This window comes from Shewanella psychromarinicola, from assembly GCF_003855155.1.
GTDB classification, from domain to species: domain Bacteria; phylum Pseudomonadota; class Gammaproteobacteria; order Enterobacterales; family Shewanellaceae; genus Shewanella; species Shewanella psychromarinicola.
In genome coordinates, this window is record NZ_CP034073.1 from 2287364 (window position 1) to 2307238 (window position 19875).

Sequence of the window (19875 nt, forward strand, 5' to 3'; positions counted from 1 at the left end):
TAGGTATTTCTACCCGTTTTGTTTTACTCTCTTTCAATTAACTATCAGTGTAATTATGACTTTATCTTTATTATGTCCAGAGTGTTCGGCTTCACTAAAGCAACATCAAGCTTCATCGGGATTTTATTGTGAGAACAAACATCATTTTGATAAAAACCCTAAGGGCTACTGGCCACTGCTGAGCAACACTAAGGCCAAAACTAAGCCAAAAGTGGAGTCTCGCCAGCAAATGCGTGGGCGACATTTTTTATTGGAGTCAGGTTTGTTTGCACCGCTAATTAAACAACTTCAAACTGTGTTATTAGACTTGTGTGCAGCACGTGGCGAAACTCAGCTACAGCATATCGATTACCAATGTGCTGATGGTTATTATTTGCGCCAGCTTGTGCCTGAGTTAGCTCAAGCAAATGTATTATGTGAGCACTGGGGTATTACCGATGCTGAAAATGCTATCTTTGCAGCCGCTAAAGCTGAAACCCCGGCTAACTTATTATTGTTGGCACTAAAGAAATTACCTTTTGAATCACAATCTATCGATATTGTGACGGTACTTGATTCACCCTTGAAGGGTAAAGAGTGCATTCGTATTTTAAAAGATGATGGTCGTATTGTGTTATTGCAGCCAGGCATTCGCCATTTATGGCAAATCAAGCAGCAAGTGTATCCTGATTTAGTGGAAAAAACACTGCAGCTTAATTTACCCAATGATGTTGAAATTGATGCGCAACAACAAGTGACATTTACGCAGTCGGTGACCGGTGAGCAAGCAATAACATTACTCGACATGTCAGTATTTGGTTGGCGCGCGAATGATCAGCTAAAGCATCAAATTAAATCGACTGCCATTTCGGATTTAGAGTTTGATTGGCAGATTATAACGCTCAAAAAACGCTTATAAAAATGGCAAAATAGAGAACAAGCGTGAAAGCTGATGGAAAGCGATGACAAGCGATGAGAGCGATGAGAGCGTTTACAAGCCTAGGGACTAGGGCGCTTCGCTGCTAGATGCTATAAGAGCTAAGAAGGGTTGCGGGTATTGTGCGATGACAAGCGATAACGAGCGGTGAGAGCGTTTACAAGCCTAGGGGCTAGAGCGCTTCGCTGCTAGATGCTATAAGAGCTAATGCTAGGATTGAACGCTGTGTTAATGGTCAATCCAGATGATATCGGTGAGATTGTTTAAAAAGATTAAATGGTTGAACAATGTATAGATTAAATAGTGAAAAAGCTGGTGTGGAGAAGCTGTAGGTATTTAGATTTTTCGCTTGATACCGCTTGATACCGCTTGATACCGCTTGATACCGCTTGATACCGCTTGATACCGCTTGATACCGCTTGATACCGCTTGATACCGCTTGATACCGCTTACTAATTATTACTAGTGCTTGATACCACTTACTATTGCTTTTCTAAGTGGAGCACAAATAATTAAGGCTTGATGTTGAATGACTACTGCAAGTAGTGGTATCAACAATCAAGCCCTAATAATCAACCTATTAAATAAGCTAATTTATAATAGCAATTCTTACTTTTTGTAAGAAGAAGCCATGTTGTCTAAACGGTCATTAGCACGTTTAGCTTCGGCTTGTGCGTCCATAGAAGCAGCTTTAGCGCCTTTAACATCGGCAGATAGCATGCTTTGCTCAGACTTTAAAGAACCAACTTCTGCTGATAGTTGATCAACTTTGTTACCTAGATTTGCTACACTTTCTTCTAAAGCAGTAGTGTTAGCACAACCACCTAATAAAGCAGTCATCGCAACACCAGCAATCATCAGTACTTTCTTATTCATGGGTAAATCCCTTAATATAGGTTGTTAAATAGTGCAACGGCATGTGCCTTTGCAACGGCGTAATTATGTCACAGATTTTTTTATTTGCTATAGCCAAATAAAATATTGTTCATTTAAAATAGCGAAATAAATGAAAATTGCAAGTCTACTGGGCAAAAAGCATTATTATTTACTGATTTTATATAAATTTTAGTGATTTATTGCTTATTCCTCGCTAAAAAATGCATTTATCCGCTTTTATTCATAAAACGCTAAACAGGCGATCACTAATGAAATGCTAATTACTTAAGGTATTGTATTTTATATGTATTAATCGTTTCTATTCGTTTTAGCTGTAGTTGGTTTTTAATTTGTGAACCTTGGTAGCCCGCGGTAATAATCGACTGCACATCAACGTTGTTTGCTAACTGATAGCAATGTTGTAAATATTCAGCTTGTGGATAGTGTACTTGTTCGGATCCGCTGCGTCCTCTCATGTCGCCATGACAACATAATAATAGCTCTGTTAAGCGTTGAGGTTTACGCCAAAAATCACCTTTATCGAATATTTTTATGATGGTTTCAGCTCTTAGTTCAAATGCATTATGAACATTTTGGTGCTGATCACTGACTAATAGTGCTAGATCGCGATATTCATTGGGTACCCGTATTCGTTCACAAAGCTTTTTAATGACGCTTAAGCCTTTTTGGCCGTGACCATAATGTTTCGGCCAATCTTGTTTTGGCGTTAATGCTTTGCCTAAATCATGTACCAATGCGGCAAAACGTACGGCTTTATTGTCACTTAACAGGCTAGTTTGCTCGAGAACCATAAGGGTATGGATACCCGTATCTATTTCAGGGTGCCACTTTTCTGGTTGCGGTACCCCAAACAACGCATCGACTTCTGGAAATAATACCGCCAATGCTTGGCATTGCTTTAACACGTCGAAAAAGACCTGCGGACTTTGACTCGCTAATGCCTTGTCACATTCCTGCCATACCCGCTCCGGCGTGAGGTGATTGAGTTCATCGCTGTGGGCAATTTTTGTCATCAGTTGTAAGGTTTCGTTAGCAATAGTAAACCCTAAATGATGAAATCGAGCCGCGAAACGGGCCACGCGTAATACACGTAATGGGTCTTCGATAAATGCATCTGAAACATGGCGAAGTACTTTGGCGTTAATATCATCAATGCCATTGTAGGGGTCATATACGTTACCATCACTATCTTGTGCAATGGCATTGATGGTGAGATCGCGGCGCAGTAAATCTTCGGCGAGGGTGACACCTTTATTCGCATCACAGCTAAAACCTTGATAGCCGTTACCTGTTTTTCGTTCCGTTCTTGCTAATGCATATTCTTGTTGAGTTTTAGGATGCAAAAAAACCGGAAAGTCTTTACCGACTTGCTGATAGCCTTGTGCCAACATTTCTTCAATACTGCTGCCAACAACCACATAATCCTTGTCGACAACCGTTTGTTTAAGAAAAGTATCGCGCACTGCCCCGCCTACTAAATAAATCTTCATGGCGTACCACAACGTGTAATAATAAGTAGCTTAAATCTTATCAGAGTTAGATTTTTACAGCTAACTTTTGACAAGCTGTTGTACAAGCATTAACGTTAGTCGTCAGTTTCAAATAAGGATTTTTGGTCGAATGTATAAAGCCTTTTATGGATTAAACGATAATCCATTCTCTATCGCGCCTAACCCTCATTATATGTTCTTAAGCGATCGTCATCGCGAGGCCTTAGCACACTTAACTTATGGGCTAGGAGAAACCGGTGGGTTTGTGTTGTTGACGGGGGAAGTCGGTACAGGGAAAACAACCGTTTCACGTTGTTTGTTGCAGCAATTACCTGAAAATACCGACACCGCTTTTATTCTTAATCCTTCGTTAACAGAGCTCGAGCTTTTAGCTACGCTATGTGATGAACTCGCAATTCAATATGGCGACCACCCGACCTTAAAACAACTGACTGACTTACTCAGCAAGTACTTATTGGAGAATCATAAAAACGGTCGAAATACGGTATTAATTATTGATGAAGCCCAACATTTGCGTTCTGAAGTATTAGAGCAGCTGCGCTTGCTGACTAACTTAGAAACCAATACCAAAAAGTTGCTGCAAGTTATTTTAATTGGCCAACCAGAACTGCAGCAATTATTAAAGCGTCAAGATTTGCGTCAATTAGCCCAGCGTATTACGGCGCGATACCATTTATTACCCTTGGATCATGACGAAGTGGCACTGTATGTGTTGCATCGTTTAAAAGTGGCTGGTCGACAGGAACCTCTTTTTACCCAAAAAGCGATAAAAGTACTGCACAAGCATACCGGCGGCATACCAAGGTTGATCAATTTGTTGAGCGAACGGGCATTAATGGCTGGCTATGGTCAAGCTAAGGTGCCAATCGATCATAAAATGGTCAATCAAGCGGCGGTAGAAGTCTTGGGCCAAATCGATACACCCAACAACAAGCGTTGGCCTTTTGTGGTGGCGGTGGCACTAGTATTAGCGTTTGGATTGTCATTATATTTGTTCAATCGCTCGGCGATTGATAGTCGTTTTATGCCTAATACCGCTGATGCTGCGCAAACGCAAACGCAAGTTCAAACAAAAACGCAATCATCAGTCACTGCGAGTCTTACTCCTGCAGCGGTAAATCAAGTCACAGTACAACAACCTTCAGCAATCAATGCGCAGCAACAACTAATGCGCCAAGCTATGGCGCAAAGTACCAGTATCGAAAATGCCTTTGCTGGTTTATTTGGCTTGTGGAATAAGCAACCTATTATTGGCTTATCTGCTTGTCAGGCGGCGCAGCAGCAGGACTTAGCTTGTTATCAACAGCAGGGGAATTGGCACAGTATCATGCGCCTTAATTATCCTGCTGTCGTGTATTTGCAAGATGCACAAACCAATGTGTTTTATGGCGTAATGGTTGAACGTCAAGTGGATCAAATTTTATTGCAGCTTGGTGAGCAACAGTTTTGGGTGAGCAAAGATTGGTTCGATCGCCACTTTAGTGGCACGTTTGAAATTTTATGGCAACCTGATGCCGTTATTCCACGAGACATCAGCCAGTCTTCGAGCATGGCGCAAGTACAATGGTTAGAAAATAGCTTAGCACGAGTCAATAAACGTCCGGCACGATTGTTAACTCAATTTGATACTGAGCTTGAGCAGCAGTTGATGCATTTTCAACGTCAACATGGTCTTAAACCCGACGGGATTGCCGGGAATCAAACTTTGGTGCAGTTAAACTTGTATTTAAGCCAGCAAGGCCCGCGTTTGAGTGCTTCCGTGGAGCGCAGTTAATGTCGATTTTATTGGATGCGATTACCCGCAATAAACAGCAACAACAAACTAATATTGTTGATGTTGTTTCAACGCCGAGGGCCCATTATCCTTCACAGCCTAAGGTGTCGGCGACCACAAAAAAAATGACAGTGCTGACATTAGCTATTTCGTTGGGGATTGGTGGGGCGTGGAGCGTGAGTCTGTTATTGCAACCTGGGCCATCATCTATACAACTAGCGACATTACCCGTCATTAACCCTAATGTTGACCCGCAAGGGAGCCCCACGGATTTGGTGATGCCTGGCAATGGCAACATTGTTCAACCGTCGAGAGATCAGAGCGGTGATGCTCAGGCTCGTATTGATCAGGTTAGTGCAGATCAAAACCATATTGTTCAAGGCAATGATCAGGTTCGTTTGGCCGGCAAAGTGGCTTTGCCTATCGCACAACCTTATACTCCACGCGTCAACCAAACGGCTATGGGTGTCAATACTGATCCAAACTTCTTAGCTCCAAACGCTTTAGCGCCAAACTCCTTAGCATATAACGACACGGGTTCAAGCAATCAAGCGGTTGACCGTACCAATGTGAATCAGCAGCAAGTGAGTAATCGTGACATTCAAACTGTATCAGCCCAACAAATGCCTGATAGACGATATGAGCGCTCAAATACAGATTTTGCATCAAATCAGAGCCATGCGAACCGAAAAAGCCAAGCTGAAATAGAAGCGTTACGGCTACAAATTAATGCCGCGGCAAATGAAGTCGACTTTGCCTCAGTCAGCGCACCGAAAGTTGATCAAAGTAATAACTTGCTAGCCGCGTTTAAGACGGCCCTTAAAGACGTTGAATACGAACGGTCGGTTAATCAGCCAGTGACGCAGGAAGAACTGGATCCTATTCCTCGGCCTTCAAATCAACAAATTCCCAAATATGGCGATTTGCCTGCGAGTATTCAATTACAAGTGCCTGAGTTTAATATTAATGCTCATGTGTATTCATCAGAACCCAACAATCGTTGGTTAAATGTTGACGGGGTTGAATTACAGCAGGGTGACATGATTAGCAATAAACTGACGATTATTGAGATCCGGCCTAGGGACATAGTGTTAGAAATTAGCGGTGAACAATTTAGAGTGCCGGCAATTTAGACGCTGCTTTTAAGCAGTCTCAACATATCGGTTTCAACATAGCTGTCTCAAAATATGTATATCAACACCTCTATTTTAATTCGTTAATCTCAATAGATAAATAACACCAAGGCGCTTATCGCGCCTTGGTGTTATTGGTTGCATTAAACCGCAATGTTAGCCGTGAATATGATTGGCTAAAAATAAGGTTAATCCATAACCTATGCAGTAGCAAAATAGTAATGCTGGGACATATTTTAAGTAGCTTACGAATGTCAGTTCTTCTACTTTACTCATGGCGATAATGCCTGAGGCTGAGCCGATGATTAATAGCGAACCACCGACGCCGACGGAATAGGTTAATCCTAACCATTGTGCTGTCGTCAGCACGGGATCTGCTTTTAATAATGCTGCCGTTAATGGCACATTGTCTAATAGTGCAGAACCAACACCAGTGAAAAAGTTAGAAATACTAGGGTTATACATACCATAGACTTCGGTTAATAAATTAAGGGTGCCAATCTCTTTAAGCATACCGACGAGTAACAAGATACCTAAGAAGAACAATAGGGTGTCGAATTCAACCTGACGAATATACTCTAATACTTGCACTTCTTCCGTGTTGCTTTTATTGGTGCGCCCGACTAAGAACATCACTGATAAGCCGAATAAAAAGGTTAATACTGGGGGAATGCCAAACAATACGTTAAGTACCATGGTCAAGACGATGGTCGTGAAGAAAATCACCCCGATGACAATATCAACCGTATTGTAATTTTGCTCAATCGGAGTGGTGCTAACATGTCCTTCCGCTTTGAGTGAAAACAATATTGCTAGGATCATGACGCTAACACTTGCGGGAATAAACAAGATTAGTAATTCAGAAATATGCACTTTACCCGCAAGGAAAATCATCAAGGTCGTCACATCACCCGTGATTAATGCCACCCCACCGGAGTTGACAGCAAAAATAATTAACACCGCCATGCGGCGACGCATTTGCTTGTCTAAATTAAAGGTTGTCAGTAACCCCAATGACACCAATGTGGCAGTAACGTTGTCACAAAAAGTCGATAATACTAATGAAAATAATCCTACCTGCATCATCAACATTCTCACTGAGACTTGCTGCGGAAATATTTTCTGTACCAGTACTTGGATCATGCCTTTAGCATTAAGGTAGGCAACAAAGGTCATTGTTGACATTAAAAACAACCATAATGTGGCAATTTCTAATAAATTTTCATTGAGATTTTCACCCACGAGTTTACTTTTCTCTGGGCTCCCAGAGGCAATGAACAAGGTGATCCAAGCAATGCAGCCAAGGAACAGGGTGGTTTTTGCTTTGTTAATATGGGTAACTTCTTCGAACACGATACTGAGTAACGCAAGCACCGCAAGTGAGATAAGAAAGGTATGTAGCATGACTGCAATTCCAACTTTGTGTTGTAGGTAATCAACATCATTACCCTGAATTTTTGCTAACCTAATTCAGTCCCTAATTTTAAGGTTAAATTAAGCTTTTGTTTGGCGGGCCGATCACATCACATAACGAGCGATTTCGCAACTTAGATCACATTTATTTTGCGGGTAATAGACCAAAGTAGCGCATTGAAAAATGGATATATTTGCGCTTTAACGCCCAATTGGGCCATTTACTATTGTTCTGATAGTGAGCATGAGCCAACGTTTGGTTATTGTGATGGATGTAGGGTAAGTCATCTGTCGATAAACGAGTTGTTTATTTGGTTAATCAAAGACCCTCTTTAATTATTAATGAGTCACTAATAAGGCGTCATTAATGGGTCATTTTAACTATGGGAGGTAGATTACGAACACTATGCTTGTTTGTTTATTTATGAGTGTATTTAACACAGCACAAGCATATGACTAAGAGGTGAGAGATTAATGCGGACGTTGAAGCAAATAAAAAGGGATAAACAGCTTAGCTGCTTATCCCTTTTTTATCACGGCTTGTTAGCGGTGATAGATAGACTTATTTCATTGCGGCAAAAATACGATCAACGGCGGCTAAAGTATACTCAATCTCAGCGTCGCCGTGAGCCATTGACATAAAGCCCGCTTCATATGCACTTGGCGCCAAGTAAATACCTTCATCTAGCATGGCATGATAGAAATGACGGAAGTGTTCCATGTTGCATTTTGTTACTTGAGCAAACGACGTCATTGGCGCTTTGTCTTCAGTAAAGAATAAACCAAACATGCCGCCCACATAAGTGATGTTTAATGGAATACCGTGTTTATCTGCTGCGGCTTTAATACCTTCTGCTACACGTTTAGTTTTGTCTGCAAGCGCGTCATACAAACCGGGTTCACACAAGGCATCCATTTGGGCTAAACCTGCTGTCATCGCAATCGGGTTACCAGACAAAGTACCTGCTTGATAAACTGGGCCTGTCGGTGCAATAAACTGCATGACATCTTTACGGCCACCAAAAGCGCCTACGGGCATGCCGCCGCCAATCACTTTACCTAGTGTGGTCAAGTCTGGTGTAACGCCATAATGGCCCTGTGCGCCACTCATAGACACGCGAAAACCGGTCATTACTTCATCAATAACCAGTAACGCTCCGAATTCATCACAAATAGCACGTAAGCCTTGTAAAAATCCTTCAACCGGTGGAATGCAGTTCATGTTGCCGGCAACAGGCTCAAGGATGATACAAGCGATACTTTCTGGATTCTGTTCAAATATAGCGCGGACAGAATCAAGGTCGTTATAGGTAGCGGTTAATGTGTGCTTAGCAAAATCTTCTGGAATACCAGGAGAGCTTGGTTGCCCTAACGTTAATGCTCCAGAACCTGCTTTTACTAATAAGCAGTCAGCATGGCCGTGGTAGCAACCTTCAAATTTTAAAATATTGTCACGGTTAGTAAAGCCACGTGCTAAACGAATTGCACTCATAGTGGCTTCAGTACCAGAACTGACCATACGAACTTGTTCTATTGATGGCACCATAGAAATGACTTTTTCAGCCATTTTGACTTCAAGTTCAGTCGGCGCGCCAAATGATAGGCCATTTTCGACAGCGGCTAAAACCGCTTGGCGGATTTTAGGATGGTTATGGCCTAAAATCATTGGTCCCCATGAACCGACATAGTCGATATACTTTTTACCATCGGCATCAAAAATATAAGCGCCATCAGCTTTTTCAATGAACAAAGGTGAACCACCCACACCATTAAAAGCTCGTACAGGTGAGTTAACGCCACCAGGAATGGTTTTTTTAGCCTGTTCAAATAAAACTTCGGAACGGGTCATGTCTAATCCTTAATATTGTGTGCCAATTATCTATCGGCTTTACGTGAATACCAGTTTACTGGGCACTCATACTTGTCGAGTTGGTTTTCAACCCCAAGTGTTAATGCAAAAAGTGCCATGCGTATAAGTAAGCCGTTGTCGGCTTGTCTGAAAATAGCCAAACTTGGATGGCTGTTTAAATCATTGTCGAGTTCATTTGCTTGTGCGCGTGAGTCACGAGGTAATGGATGCATAATCACCGTATTTGATTTGCAATGCTGCGTATAAATATTGTGATTTAAGCGGAACTTACCGCGGTACTTATTGGCTTCTTCCTGTGAAGGAAAACGCTCTTCTTGAATGCGAGTCAGATACAAAATATCTGCTTGGTGCAAATTATCTTCAAGTTGTTCGGTTATTGTGATCTTATGGCCAGCATTTTCAATGTCGGCGATCACATAGTCAGGCATTGCTAGTTCACTTGGTGAGATCAATGTGAACTTAATGTCTTTATGCATGCAAAGTAAGCGTGATAGTGAATGTACTGTGCGGCCATATTTCAAATCACCCACCATCGCGATATGCATCCCGTCGATACTCATACCGGTTTGGCTTAGCTCTTTTTTGATGGTAAATAAATCGAGTAATGCTTGAGTTGGGTGTTCATTGGGACCATCGCCACCATTGATCACTGGCACGCGGCTGCCTTCGGCAAATTCTTTGACTGAGTATGCGTCGGGGTGACGCATGGCAATCACATCTGAGTAAGTTGATAGCACTCTAGCCGTGTCATACAAGGACTCACCTTTTGATAATGACGATGATGCCATTCCAGTCGTTTCTCGGACATGTCCGCCAAGCAAGTTGAAGGCACAGCCGAAGCTAACACGGGTCCGGGTGCTGGGTTCAAAAAACAGATTGCCTAAAATAGCACCGTCTAATACTTTGGTGCGTTTTTCACGCAAAGCATAAGGGGTCATTTTGTTCGCGACGTTAAAAATAGTGTCAATTGAATCCAGATCTAACTGGTTTACTGAAAGGATGTGTGAACCTTCGAACTGCGTCATCAGCCTGATTTCCAAAGTTTGGGGCAAAATATTCACCAGAACAGCATGCTATTTTACCATATTATTATATAGGGTTTTATAGAGTTTTGTGTAGGGTGGCTGAGGCAAAATTGTAGCAGAAAATAACCGCTAGATAAATATAATAACCGTGCTGAACTTAGAGATTCACTTGCTGCTATAAAGAACATTGTAAGGACTTTAGCCTGTGCGTTAACTCCGCTCACTCATAGGCTTTGTTATTGATTTCGCAGCGAATGAGCTTCACGATCTATGAAATGTTAAGTTAACCTTCACCCTAGCTCGGGATAATAAACGCTTATTCAAGCGCTCTTTGTGCCGCTATCTACTGGGTATTGCCTGTAATAGACACGCAATTGAAGCGTTAAAGTACCTTGTTAACAAATATGCCTGACTTGAAATAGACTGATTTCTATCATTTTATTCCATTGCTTTATTGCATCGCATATAGCAAGTAGAGGATAAACACGCTAATCGAGTATGAGTTTATATTTGCCCAGAACGAATTTCTTGCAATAAATTTGTCCAACTGATCACCCCAACGACGTGTTGATTATCACTGCGGTAGATATACACTTCACCTGTACGTTTAGGGGCCAATGCTTCATAGGCTTCATTTAAGGTGGCGCTGTCGGGCAATCCTAGCATTGGTTGGCGTGACAGTGTGGTTGTGTCTTCAGCTGATTGAATTTCAAGGCGGAGCATTTCGATGACGCCCTTTGCATTACGCACCAGGACAGGCCGACCCGCTGCACGTTTGAGTACTTCAAGCAGCAGTTCGTCATCATCGTTAACAATGACGAAGCGTTTATTCATTAACACCCTAACGCCTTTCTGTTGCAGTCCTTGATTCAGTGGTGCAACCTTGTAACCAAGCTCCATAATATCGAGTTGCTTTAAAAGCATCGAGTTGGTGTTAAAACCTTGGTATGCCACCAAATATGCCGGAATGGTAACAAACATGGCCGGTAAAATAATCGAGGCATCGTTGGTTAATTCAAGTAGCGCAACTAACGCAGCCAATGGCGCACTTAAGCAAACTCCCATCATGGCTGTCATGCCGATCACAGTATATAAACCAATATAAGGCGCAACTGATGGAAACAGTAAACTAATGATTAACGCTAATATCGCCCCGATTAATGCGCCAATACCATAGAGTGGACCGATAAGTCCGCCAGGAACCCCAAAGCCAATGGCGGCGACGGTGGCCAGCATTTTTGCTAATAACAGTGCGATTAAAAACAATAGGCTAGGATGTTCACTAATGGCTTCAGTAATGGCTAAATCACCAGAACCTAAAGCTTGTGGCATGACTAATCCCACCACCGTAGTGATGGCTCCAGCTATAAGCAGTCGATAAAGTAATGGCCAGTGCTGGCCAGTCGCGGTGACTTTGACGAGTGAAAAATTAAACAATGCAGCGGCACAGCCCAAAACTATGCCGCCAATTAACAAAATGGGATAGTGATCGAGTGGAATATGGATCACATTGATCAAGTCGTATTCGTGAATATTACCAAACACCAGTTGACTGGAGACGGCGCCGCAAATAGCGGAGATCATGATGGGGAAGAAATAGTGGATTTTGTATTCTCGAACAATGACTTCAAATACAAATAATACTGCCGCAAGTGGAGCATTGAAGATGGCCGCTATGCCGGCGGCGATTCCACTGGCGCACATAATGCGCACGCTATTATCTGGCAGCGAAAACTTCTCTGCTAGAACACTGGCGCTCACAGCGCCTAAGTGAATTGCCGGACCTTCTTTTCCGACAGAGAAATTGGTCATCAAGGCCATTAATGCTTGAAAAAACTGCCCTGGGGCAGACTGAAGCGGTACTTTACCGTAGTGCAGTTTAAATCGGTGCAATACGTAAGCAATTCCCATGCGTTGATAACGTTTGGACCCCAGTAGTGACAACAGCCAAATCAGTAATGCGCCGAGTATAGGTAAGTATGAACGCCAATCATAAAAAGTTGTGCCAATGTCTATGGCATCTGAATGCAGATATTGTTCTGCCCACACTAAGCTTAGGCGGAATAAGATAATCACCAATGAGGCTATGATGGCAAACAGCAATGCGAGGGCACAAAGTTGCACACTAATTTTGGCCTGAGATAATTTATCTCTAAATTCGTTATGCAGATATTTGCGCGTAGCGCGTTTGGCGTGAATAATAGCGGCTTTATTTATCTTAAATTGCACAGTTTGACTCTAGGGTCTGTTTATCTTTGAGGGTTATATATTGCAATTGTTTATTGATCTTTGGGAAGCGTACTTGTGTCATGCTATTACTCTCCATCAATAAGCGTTGAGTCAGTGCTAAAGGACAACAAACGTTGGCGGAAATTTCACTTGCAGCATCCTGGGCTGGACAATAAAAGTAAGATCACTATCACCTGTGGAGCCATATTAAACATATATGATTGACACAAAAGTTTTGCTTGATAGATGAAATAAGCCTAAGGCGAAGAAGCATTAGCAAGCATACTGTATTTTATTAGAAGGTTGTAACTTAATGTTAAATTATCACCGTTGGTTGGACAGACTGCAAGTTTTAGGACGTAAAAATCGGACATCGAGCATATACTTGATTAGTTTAATGCTAGTGTGCTTTTTACTGGGGGCGATAAGCTTTAATTTATGGCTTTCTTTTGCGCCAGAGGCAACACCCAATAGCGTTAGCGGTAAGCGTAAATTATTGCAAGAACTCGACACACAAGCACAAGCGCTTGCCAGTCGGAATTTAGCATTAAGTATTGCAGAAAATGCCAATAAAGAAATGCAACAGATGTTTAGTCGTCAATTAACTGAGCAAAAAGCGTTAGAAAAAGAATTAGCGTTTTATCGCAGCGTCATGGTGACGGATGCTGATGTTGAAGGCGTGGCGATTCATGGGGTGGAAATGTCCCAAGGGGTGCTGCCAGAACAATATCAATTACGATTAATTCTAACCCAGTTGCAAAAACGCAAAATGAAAGTTAAGGCCCGAGCTAACGTGATGTTGCTCGGTGTTCAAAATGACCACCCCGTCGAGCTATCACTAAGCAAGTTGGTGAATAATAAATTGGATTTCGAGTTTAATTATTTTCAAATTATGGATACTGATTTTGTCCTACCTGCAGGTTTTAATTTGCAAAGGATTTCCGTTAAAGTTAAGGTCTCCGCCAGCCGTGGCGTGAAAGGTGGTGAGATTGAGCAAACCTTTAATGTGCCGGAATTATTAATGGGTGAAAAAGAACTGCGGGTAATACTTGAACAAAATAGTCAGGTAAAGGATAATTCTCAGTAGAATCGAAGTAAGAGGTAGTAATGACTGAACATGTTGATGCAGCAATGCCGATCCAATTTACCGATGCGGCGGCGATAAAAGTAAAAGGGCTGTTGGAAGAAGAACAGAATCCTGAATTAAAGCTACGTGTGTATGTCACAGGTGGTGGTTGCTCTGGTTTTCAGTATGGATTTACATTCGATGAAAAAGTCAACGAAGGTGATTTCACCATTGAAAAACAAGGTGTGCAATTGGTTGTTGATCCTATGAGTCTTCAGTACCTTGTTGGTGGTGAAGTGGATTATACATCAGGTCTTGAAGGGTCACGTTTTTTCGTTAAAAACCCTAATGCCACCACCACATGTGGTTGTGGGGCGAGTTTCTCGGTGTAATAGATTTTATTGCGACGATAACTATTGCGACGATAAATTATTGCGACGATAAACATAGCCACAATAAACATAGTCACTAAAAATTGAGTGTAACCCTGTAATAAAAAGCCGTCTTTCGACGGCTTTTTGATTTCTGAACAATAATAATGAATTGGCTAACCTATGACTAGCTGCTCATAATATTAAGATTCATCCGCGGTTTAAACCACGCCTTCACTTTAGCATTAAAGCTAATCCAAACTTGTATTATCCCCAGTGCAATCAGTACCGAGTAGATCACCCAATCGGCCACTACGGTTTGAAAGAAACCAAAATCAAACGTGGTTGGACCGGCAACTAAATTATCAGGGTCATACATAATAATTGGCAGTACGCTGTATAACAAAAGTTGCAGCACACAATAAACCCGCAGTAAGTATAAGCCGGCTTTTTGGCGCCCGATAATTGCGAGTACCATCATCAAGGTCAAAATGCATAACATTGCACTTAACTCTGATATTGAATTTACGGCCATTAATCCGCTGATGGCCGCGAGGGTATAAATGATCATTAAGCCAATTAACCGTTTAGGTAAATGTGGCTTAACAGGGATCTTGGCTTCATCAACGTGGGTTGATCCAGAGCTGATATCTGTCATTACAATTAATGCTTTTGCTGTATCTTTGGTGAAACACGCTCGTTCACTTCAAACGGAGGTACCACGACACCTAAGTCTTCTTGAACCGGGAATACCGCGACAAATAAGTCATCATCTTCCATGCCGCTAACCCAACGTTCTTGAAACTCGTCTAGTGGAATGGCTAATGGTTCGCAGTCTTTCCATTCATCTACAGCCCAAAGCGTGGCCGTTTCTTCTGTTGGCCACATAGGGATGCAATCTTCATCTTCAGTGGTTAGCATCACGCAACCATCTTGATCTTGAAGTGTCCAGATGACTTTTTCAGATTTAATTTGCTCAACCATATAATCGTAACGACCTTCTGGCGTTAGATTCATTAGTTCAGATATACTTTTGTTTTTGTTGCTCATATTGACTCTCATCTTAAGTTACGGCTTTACTCAATTTCAAACGATTGAGCAAATTTGTGGGCATTATAACATTGAGGCCACAATTGCAAAAGTAAACCGCCCATATTGGTGTCTTTATCTGGCTTTAAAACGACCACCTAACACCGCAGGGCGTGAAGCACCTGTGACGGCCGGTAAATTGGCCGGTAAATCATGGTGATGACGCATCGCTAACCACGCAAAGGCAATCCCTTCAACCCATTTAGCATCAACACCTAAGGCGCTGGTGGTATCGACTTTATACCCCGGTACCAGAGTGGCGAGTCGTTGCATTAAGGCTTTATTTAACGCGCCACCGCCACAAACAAACAATTCACCCTTTGGTGCTAGCTTATTAATATCATTGGCAATACTGTGACAAGTTAAATCAAGTAAGGTTGATTGAATATCTTGTTGATCTAAATGACTGTAGTCGGCGAGTTGTTGCTCAAGCCAAGCTTGATTAAACAGCTCTTTGCCAGTGCTCTTAGGGTAGGCTAATGCGAAATAAGGGTGTAATAATAAGTGTTTGAGTAAGTCTGGATGACTGGTGCCAGAATCAGCCCAAGCGCCGCCTTCATCGAAAGATTGCCCTAGTGCTTGTTGGATAAATGCATCTATTAAGGTGTTACCTGGGCCAGTATCGAAGCCTAACACTTGGTCTTTATTGCCGGGTAAATAGGTCACATTGGCAATGCCGCCAATGTTTAAAATTACTCTTGAATGACCTGGCTGAGCAAACACTTGCTCATGAAATGCTGGCACCAAGGGGGCTCCTTGGCCGCCAAGGGCGATATCTTTACGTCTAAAGTCAGCAATAACATCGATATTAGTTTCAATGGCAATGGTATTTGGATCGCCAATTTGTAAAGTAAAGCCAATTTCTAAATTGGGCATGTGACGTACTGTTTGTCCGTGCGAACCAATCGCGATAACCTCAGCGGCAGTGACCGTCGTTTTGGCTAACAAGTTATTGACCGCTTGAGCGAACAGTTGGCCGACACTGCGATCGAGTCGACCTAAGCGGTTAATCTCGTCGGTTTCAGGTTGGCATAAATGCTGTAAGCCTTTTAATAAATGTTTAGGAATGGCTTCAGCATGACTGGCGATTAAGATTGGCTGCTTGGCCGAAAAATCGACCAATACGGCATCAACACTATCCATGCTTGTGCCTGACATTAGACCGATAAAATATTCTGGCTTAGACATGTGGTTTTTCTCTTGTAGCAGCGATCAAACAGACCATTAATTACTGGCTAATTGCTGTTGTTGATTTGATTTGAGTTGTGCCATCAATTGTTTGCTGAGTGCAGTGAATTTGTTTTTCTCTCTACGATCAATCGGCACCGATTTAGGTAAGTCAATCGTCCTTGGATTGCGATGTACGCCATTGACTATAAACTCATAATGTAAGTGAGCGCCGGTTACTCGACCTGTTTTACCCAAGGTTCCGATTATTTGACCTTGCTTAACCGTTTCACCACGGTTAACTTTGCGCTTGGTTAAATGCAAATACTTAGTGGTATAGGTTTCGTTGTGCTTAATAAACACATAGTTACCATTATACTGGTTATAACTCGACTCAATAACCCGCCCCTTACCCGCAGATTTAATGGGTGTCCCAATGGCCGCCACATAATCTACGCCTCTATGGGCTCTAACTTGCCCTGTGACAGGATGTAAACGGCGTGGATTAAAGTTAGAACTGACGTATTTAAAGTCCACTGGCGAGCGTAAAAATGCTTTGCGCATACTACTGCCATTCTCCGAGTAGTATTCACCATCGGTATAACGAACTGCAGTATAACGTTCACCTTGGTTAATAAACTCAGCGGCTAAAATATTGCCATTACGTAAAAATTGGCCATCGGCGTATTCTTGATCAAACAATAATGAAAAATGATCGCCTTTGCGGATATCGAGTGCAAAATCGACATCCCAACCAAAAATATTGGCTAACTCCATGATGTGGTTACCCGACAAGCCAGCATCGGCAGCGGCGTTCCAAAAGTTACTTTTAATCTTGGCGCTAATAAACGAGGTGCGATTTACAACGTCTTTAGTGTTAACGGTTTCTTTGTATTGGTCATTGTGTTGACTGATCACCAACGTCGACACTTGATCCATCCGATAAGTTAATTCTTGTAATTGACCTTGTGCATTTTTACTAATAGCGATCTCTTCGCCGGGCATAATTCTGAGTAGATTCTTTTTCGCTAGCGGCAATTGAGTAATGTCATAGACATCTTTAGGGCTGAGTCCTGCACGGCTAAATAGGCCGCCTAAGGTATCGCCTTTAACCACTTTATAGTATTCAACGCTATAGCCATCGTTAGCCGCTTGCTGTTTTAATTTGGTTTTTTGAGTAGCAACTTGCTGATCGATATCATTGATCATGCCATCAATATCCGATGTGCTGGTTTGCAACATAGCAAGATGTTGAGCAAAAACTTCATCGTCTGGGGTTTCAGCGGTGATCACATTTTCGCTGTCATTACTTGATATGAAATCAGCTGACTCATCTTGATCAATACTGCTGTCATTATTGACTGGTGTTGGCGCGTTAAAGGCTAGTTGAACAGCATAACGCTTATTCGTTTCTAAGGCGGAGTTGTCATCCGATTGACTCACCGATCGGCTTTGCTTAGATGCCTGAGCATCTTCCGATGGAAACATCAGAATAAATGTCGTTAAAATTACCAATAAAGACAATGTAACTTGATGTGCTTTTGGCAACAATGTGAATAAAGTAAGAAGCTTTGCCATTGACTCAGATACCAATTTTTCTTTCTTGTTATGATCTGCTAAGTGTACACGCTTTCATTTGCTGTGGCTAACAAGTAACATAGACCTCTTTATTTTTTGTGCAGGCCCTGGGAGTTGCGGTAGAGATGGCGAATTTAGATCAAGTATTGGCAGAGATCAAGCGTGGTACCGATGAGATATTACTTGAGGCGGATTTACTTGAGAAACTCAAAGAAGGGCGGCCATTACGCATCAAATTAGGTGCAGATCCTACCGCGCCTGATATCCACTTAGGTCACACGGTTATTTTGAACAAAATGCGTACCTTTCAGGAGTTAGGTCACGAAGTGATTTTCTTGATTGGTGATTTCACTGGTATGGTCGGTGACCCTAGCGGTAAAAACAGTACCCGTCCGCCACTGACTCGTGAGCAAGTGCTTGCTAACGCAGAAACTTATAAAGAACAGGTTTATAAAATTTTAGACCCAGCTAAGACTCGTATCGAATTTAATTCTAGCTGGTTAGAGCCGTTGGGTGCCGCAGGTATGATCCGCTTGGCTTCTCAACAAACCGTTGCCCGGATGATGGAACGTGACGACTTTAAAAAGCGTTATGCATCAGGTCAATCAATTGCGATTCATGAATTTATGTATCCTTTATTACAAGGTTATGACTCTGTCGCACTTAACGCGGATGTGGAGCTAGGCGGTACCGACCAAAAATTCAATTTATTGATGGGTCGTGAACTGCAAAAAGTGGCAGGCCAAAAGCCGCAAACCGTGATCATGATGCCTTTGCTTGAAGGCTTAGATGGCGTTAAAAAAATGTCTAAGTCGGCCCACAATTACATTGGTGTGAGCGAACCTGCCAACGAAATGTTTGGCAAGCTTATGTCAATTTCAGATGATTTAATGTGGCGCTATCTTGAGCTGTTGTCATTCCGTCCCTTAACTGAATTAGCTCAATTTAAGTTAGATGTTGAAAACGGCACTAACCCGCGTGATATCAAGATATTGTTAGCTAAAGAAATTATTGCTCGTTTCCATGACGAAGCACAAGCGCAAGCCGCTCATCAAGCGTTTATTGACCGTTTTCAAAAAGGCGCTATCCCAGATGACATCGAAGAAGTGGTATTAGAAGCCGGTGAAGGCTTAGCGATTGCTAACTTACTCAAAGATGCTGGCCTTGTTGGCTCGACATCTGATGGTATGCGGATGATCAAGCAAGGTGCGGTAAAAATGGACGGCGAAAAAATCGAAGACAGTCGCATCAGTTTTAATGCAGGTCTTGAAGCGGTATTCCAGGTCGGTAAGCGTAAATTTGCAAAAGTTATCTTGAAATAAGCTTAACGAAATAAATAAAAAAACGGCTTATCAATTAAGCCGTTTTTTTATGTCTCATACATGGCTGACCCTGTTTGATTTAAATGGTGACATTACTGAGATTCAAGTTGGTCAGACATGGTTTGATAATCCATTAAGTCCATTTGTTCTATCAAGCGTTCAGTATTATTATCAAATTTAAGTGTGGTCACACCTGGCACGGCTAAATCGATAATTTTACCGGGTTTTCCATATTGATCGCCAGGACCTCGTAATCTGTAACTGCCGATGATCACCACAAGAGAGCCAGTATTAAACATGTGTTCTACGTTTAAACGATACTCTAATACGCCTTCATGAGCGCGTTGTAAAAACGCAATAATATGACGCCCACCGGTATAAGTGGTATTGGCTGTTTTGTCGTAAAATACCGTGTCGCGAGAATAAAATCGACGCAAGACAGTATAGTCATGGTCGGTGAGTGCTTCCATGTATTGCATTGCGAGTTGTTGCTCTCGTGGCATATCGCCAATAT

The 19875-nt window shown here is 42.2% G+C and carries 17 protein-coding genes; 6 read left to right on the forward strand and 11 right to left on the reverse strand.

Translation table 11 applies throughout. The features are described 5' to 3' along the window. The first annotated feature begins 55 nt into the window (after positions 1 to 55). Positions 56 to 898 (forward strand): class I SAM-dependent methyltransferase, encoded by an 843-nt coding sequence (locus tag EGC80_RS10005; protein ID WP_124012266.1) that lies wholly within the window; start codon positions 56 to 58, stop codon positions 896 to 898. 627 nt (positions 899 to 1525) lie between these two features. Here EGC80_RS10005 and EGC80_RS10010 read toward each other — a convergent pair. Both EGC80_RS10010 and EGC80_RS10015 read right to left on the reverse strand, forming a co-directional pair. Further along, positions 1526 to 1792, reverse strand: a complete 267-nt coding sequence (locus EGC80_RS10010) for an Lpp/OprI family alanine-zipper lipoprotein (RefSeq protein WP_101034488.1) — start codon at positions 1790 to 1792, stop codon at positions 1526 to 1528. 281 nt (positions 1793 to 2073) lie between these two features. Next, complete coding sequence (locus EGC80_RS10015; RefSeq protein WP_101034489.1) at positions 2074 to 3303, reverse strand: multifunctional CCA addition/repair protein; 1230 nt, start codon at positions 3301 to 3303, stop codon at positions 2074 to 2076. A gap of 130 nt (positions 3304 to 3433) precedes the next feature. Between EGC80_RS10015 and EGC80_RS10020 the strand changes: the two genes are divergently transcribed. Further along, positions 3434 to 5098: an ExeA family protein gene (locus EGC80_RS10020; protein WP_101034490.1), complete on the forward strand. Its 1665-nt coding sequence runs from the start codon at positions 3434 to 3436 to the stop codon at positions 5096 to 5098. Beyond that, positions 5098 to 6231 carry a general secretion pathway protein GspB gene (locus EGC80_RS10025; RefSeq protein ID WP_124012265.1) on the forward strand — a complete coding sequence of 378 codons (1134 nt, stop codon included), beginning with the start codon at positions 5098 to 5100 and terminating at the stop codon, positions 6229 to 6231. The genes EGC80_RS10020 and EGC80_RS10025 overlap by 1 nt, the downstream gene beginning before the upstream one ends. Before the next feature lie 156 nt (positions 6232 to 6387). Here EGC80_RS10025 and nhaD read toward each other — a convergent pair whose 3' ends face one another. The 4 genes from nhaD to EGC80_RS10045 form a co-directional block, all read right to left on the reverse strand. Beyond that, entirely contained in the window at positions 6388 to 7635 is a 1248-nt protein-coding gene (nhaD, locus tag EGC80_RS10030; RefSeq protein WP_124012264.1) for a sodium:proton antiporter NhaD, read from the reverse strand. Positions 7636 to 8206: 571 nt separating this feature from the next. Beyond that, positions 8207 to 9493: a glutamate-1-semialdehyde 2,1-aminomutase gene (gene hemL / locus EGC80_RS10035; RefSeq protein WP_101034493.1), complete on the reverse strand. Its 1287-nt coding sequence runs from the start codon at positions 9491 to 9493 to the stop codon at positions 8207 to 8209. A 26-nt stretch (positions 9494 to 9519) separates the two neighbouring features. Next, positions 9520 to 10539 (reverse strand): aspartate carbamoyltransferase, encoded by a 1020-nt coding sequence (locus EGC80_RS10040; RefSeq protein ID WP_124012263.1) that lies wholly within the window; start codon positions 10537 to 10539, stop codon positions 9520 to 9522. Between the two features lie 504 nt (positions 10540 to 11043). Then, complete coding sequence (locus EGC80_RS10045; RefSeq protein WP_124012262.1) at positions 11044 to 12768, reverse strand: chloride channel protein; 1725 nt, start codon at positions 12766 to 12768, stop codon at positions 11044 to 11046. A gap of 313 nt (positions 12769 to 13081) precedes the next feature. Here EGC80_RS10045 and EGC80_RS10050 point away from each other — a divergent pair, with 313 nt between their 5' ends. Both EGC80_RS10050 and erpA read left to right on the forward strand, forming a co-directional pair. After that, complete coding sequence (locus tag EGC80_RS10050; protein ID WP_124012261.1) at positions 13082 to 13855, forward strand: DUF6776 family protein; 774 nt, start codon at positions 13082 to 13084, stop codon at positions 13853 to 13855. Between the two features lie 20 nt (positions 13856 to 13875). Then, positions 13876 to 14226: an iron-sulfur cluster insertion protein ErpA gene (gene erpA, locus EGC80_RS10055; protein ID WP_101034497.1), complete on the forward strand. Its 351-nt coding sequence runs from the start codon at positions 13876 to 13878 to the stop codon at positions 14224 to 14226. 166 nt (positions 14227 to 14392) lie between these two features. Here the strand turns inward: erpA and EGC80_RS10060 are convergent, their stop codons facing one another. From EGC80_RS10060 to EGC80_RS10075, 4 genes are all read right to left on the reverse strand, one after another. After that, positions 14393 to 14863, reverse strand: coding sequence for a hypothetical protein (locus tag EGC80_RS10060; protein ID WP_124012260.1), 471 nt, complete (start codon positions 14861 to 14863; stop codon positions 14393 to 14395). Between the two features lie 5 nt (positions 14864 to 14868). Beyond that, positions 14869 to 15255, reverse strand: a complete 387-nt coding sequence (locus tag EGC80_RS10065; protein ID WP_101034499.1) for a DUF2750 domain-containing protein — start codon at positions 15253 to 15255, stop codon at positions 14869 to 14871. 114 nt (positions 15256 to 15369) lie between these two features. Then, complete coding sequence (locus EGC80_RS10070; RefSeq protein WP_124012259.1) at positions 15370 to 16482, reverse strand: anhydro-N-acetylmuramic acid kinase; 1113 nt, start codon at positions 16480 to 16482, stop codon at positions 15370 to 15372. 36 nt (positions 16483 to 16518) lie between these two features. Continuing rightward, positions 16519 to 18039, reverse strand: coding sequence for a peptidoglycan DD-metalloendopeptidase family protein (locus EGC80_RS10075; protein WP_124012258.1), 1521 nt, complete (start codon positions 18037 to 18039; stop codon positions 16519 to 16521). A gap of 125 nt (positions 18040 to 18164) precedes the next feature. On the opposite strand from EGC80_RS10075, the gene tyrS reads away from it, so the two are divergent. Next, on the forward strand, positions 18165 to 19361 hold the full coding sequence (tyrS, locus tag EGC80_RS10080; RefSeq protein ID WP_101034502.1) for a tyrosine--tRNA ligase: 1197 nt from the start codon (positions 18165 to 18167) through the stop codon (positions 19359 to 19361). 92 nt (positions 19362 to 19453) lie between these two features. On the opposite strand, the gene EGC80_RS10085 is transcribed toward tyrS, so the two are convergent. Continuing rightward, entirely contained in the window at positions 19454 to 19864 is a 411-nt protein-coding gene (locus tag EGC80_RS10085; protein WP_081430168.1) for a nuclear transport factor 2 family protein, read from the reverse strand. Between the last annotated feature and the right edge of the window lie 11 nt (positions 19865 to 19875).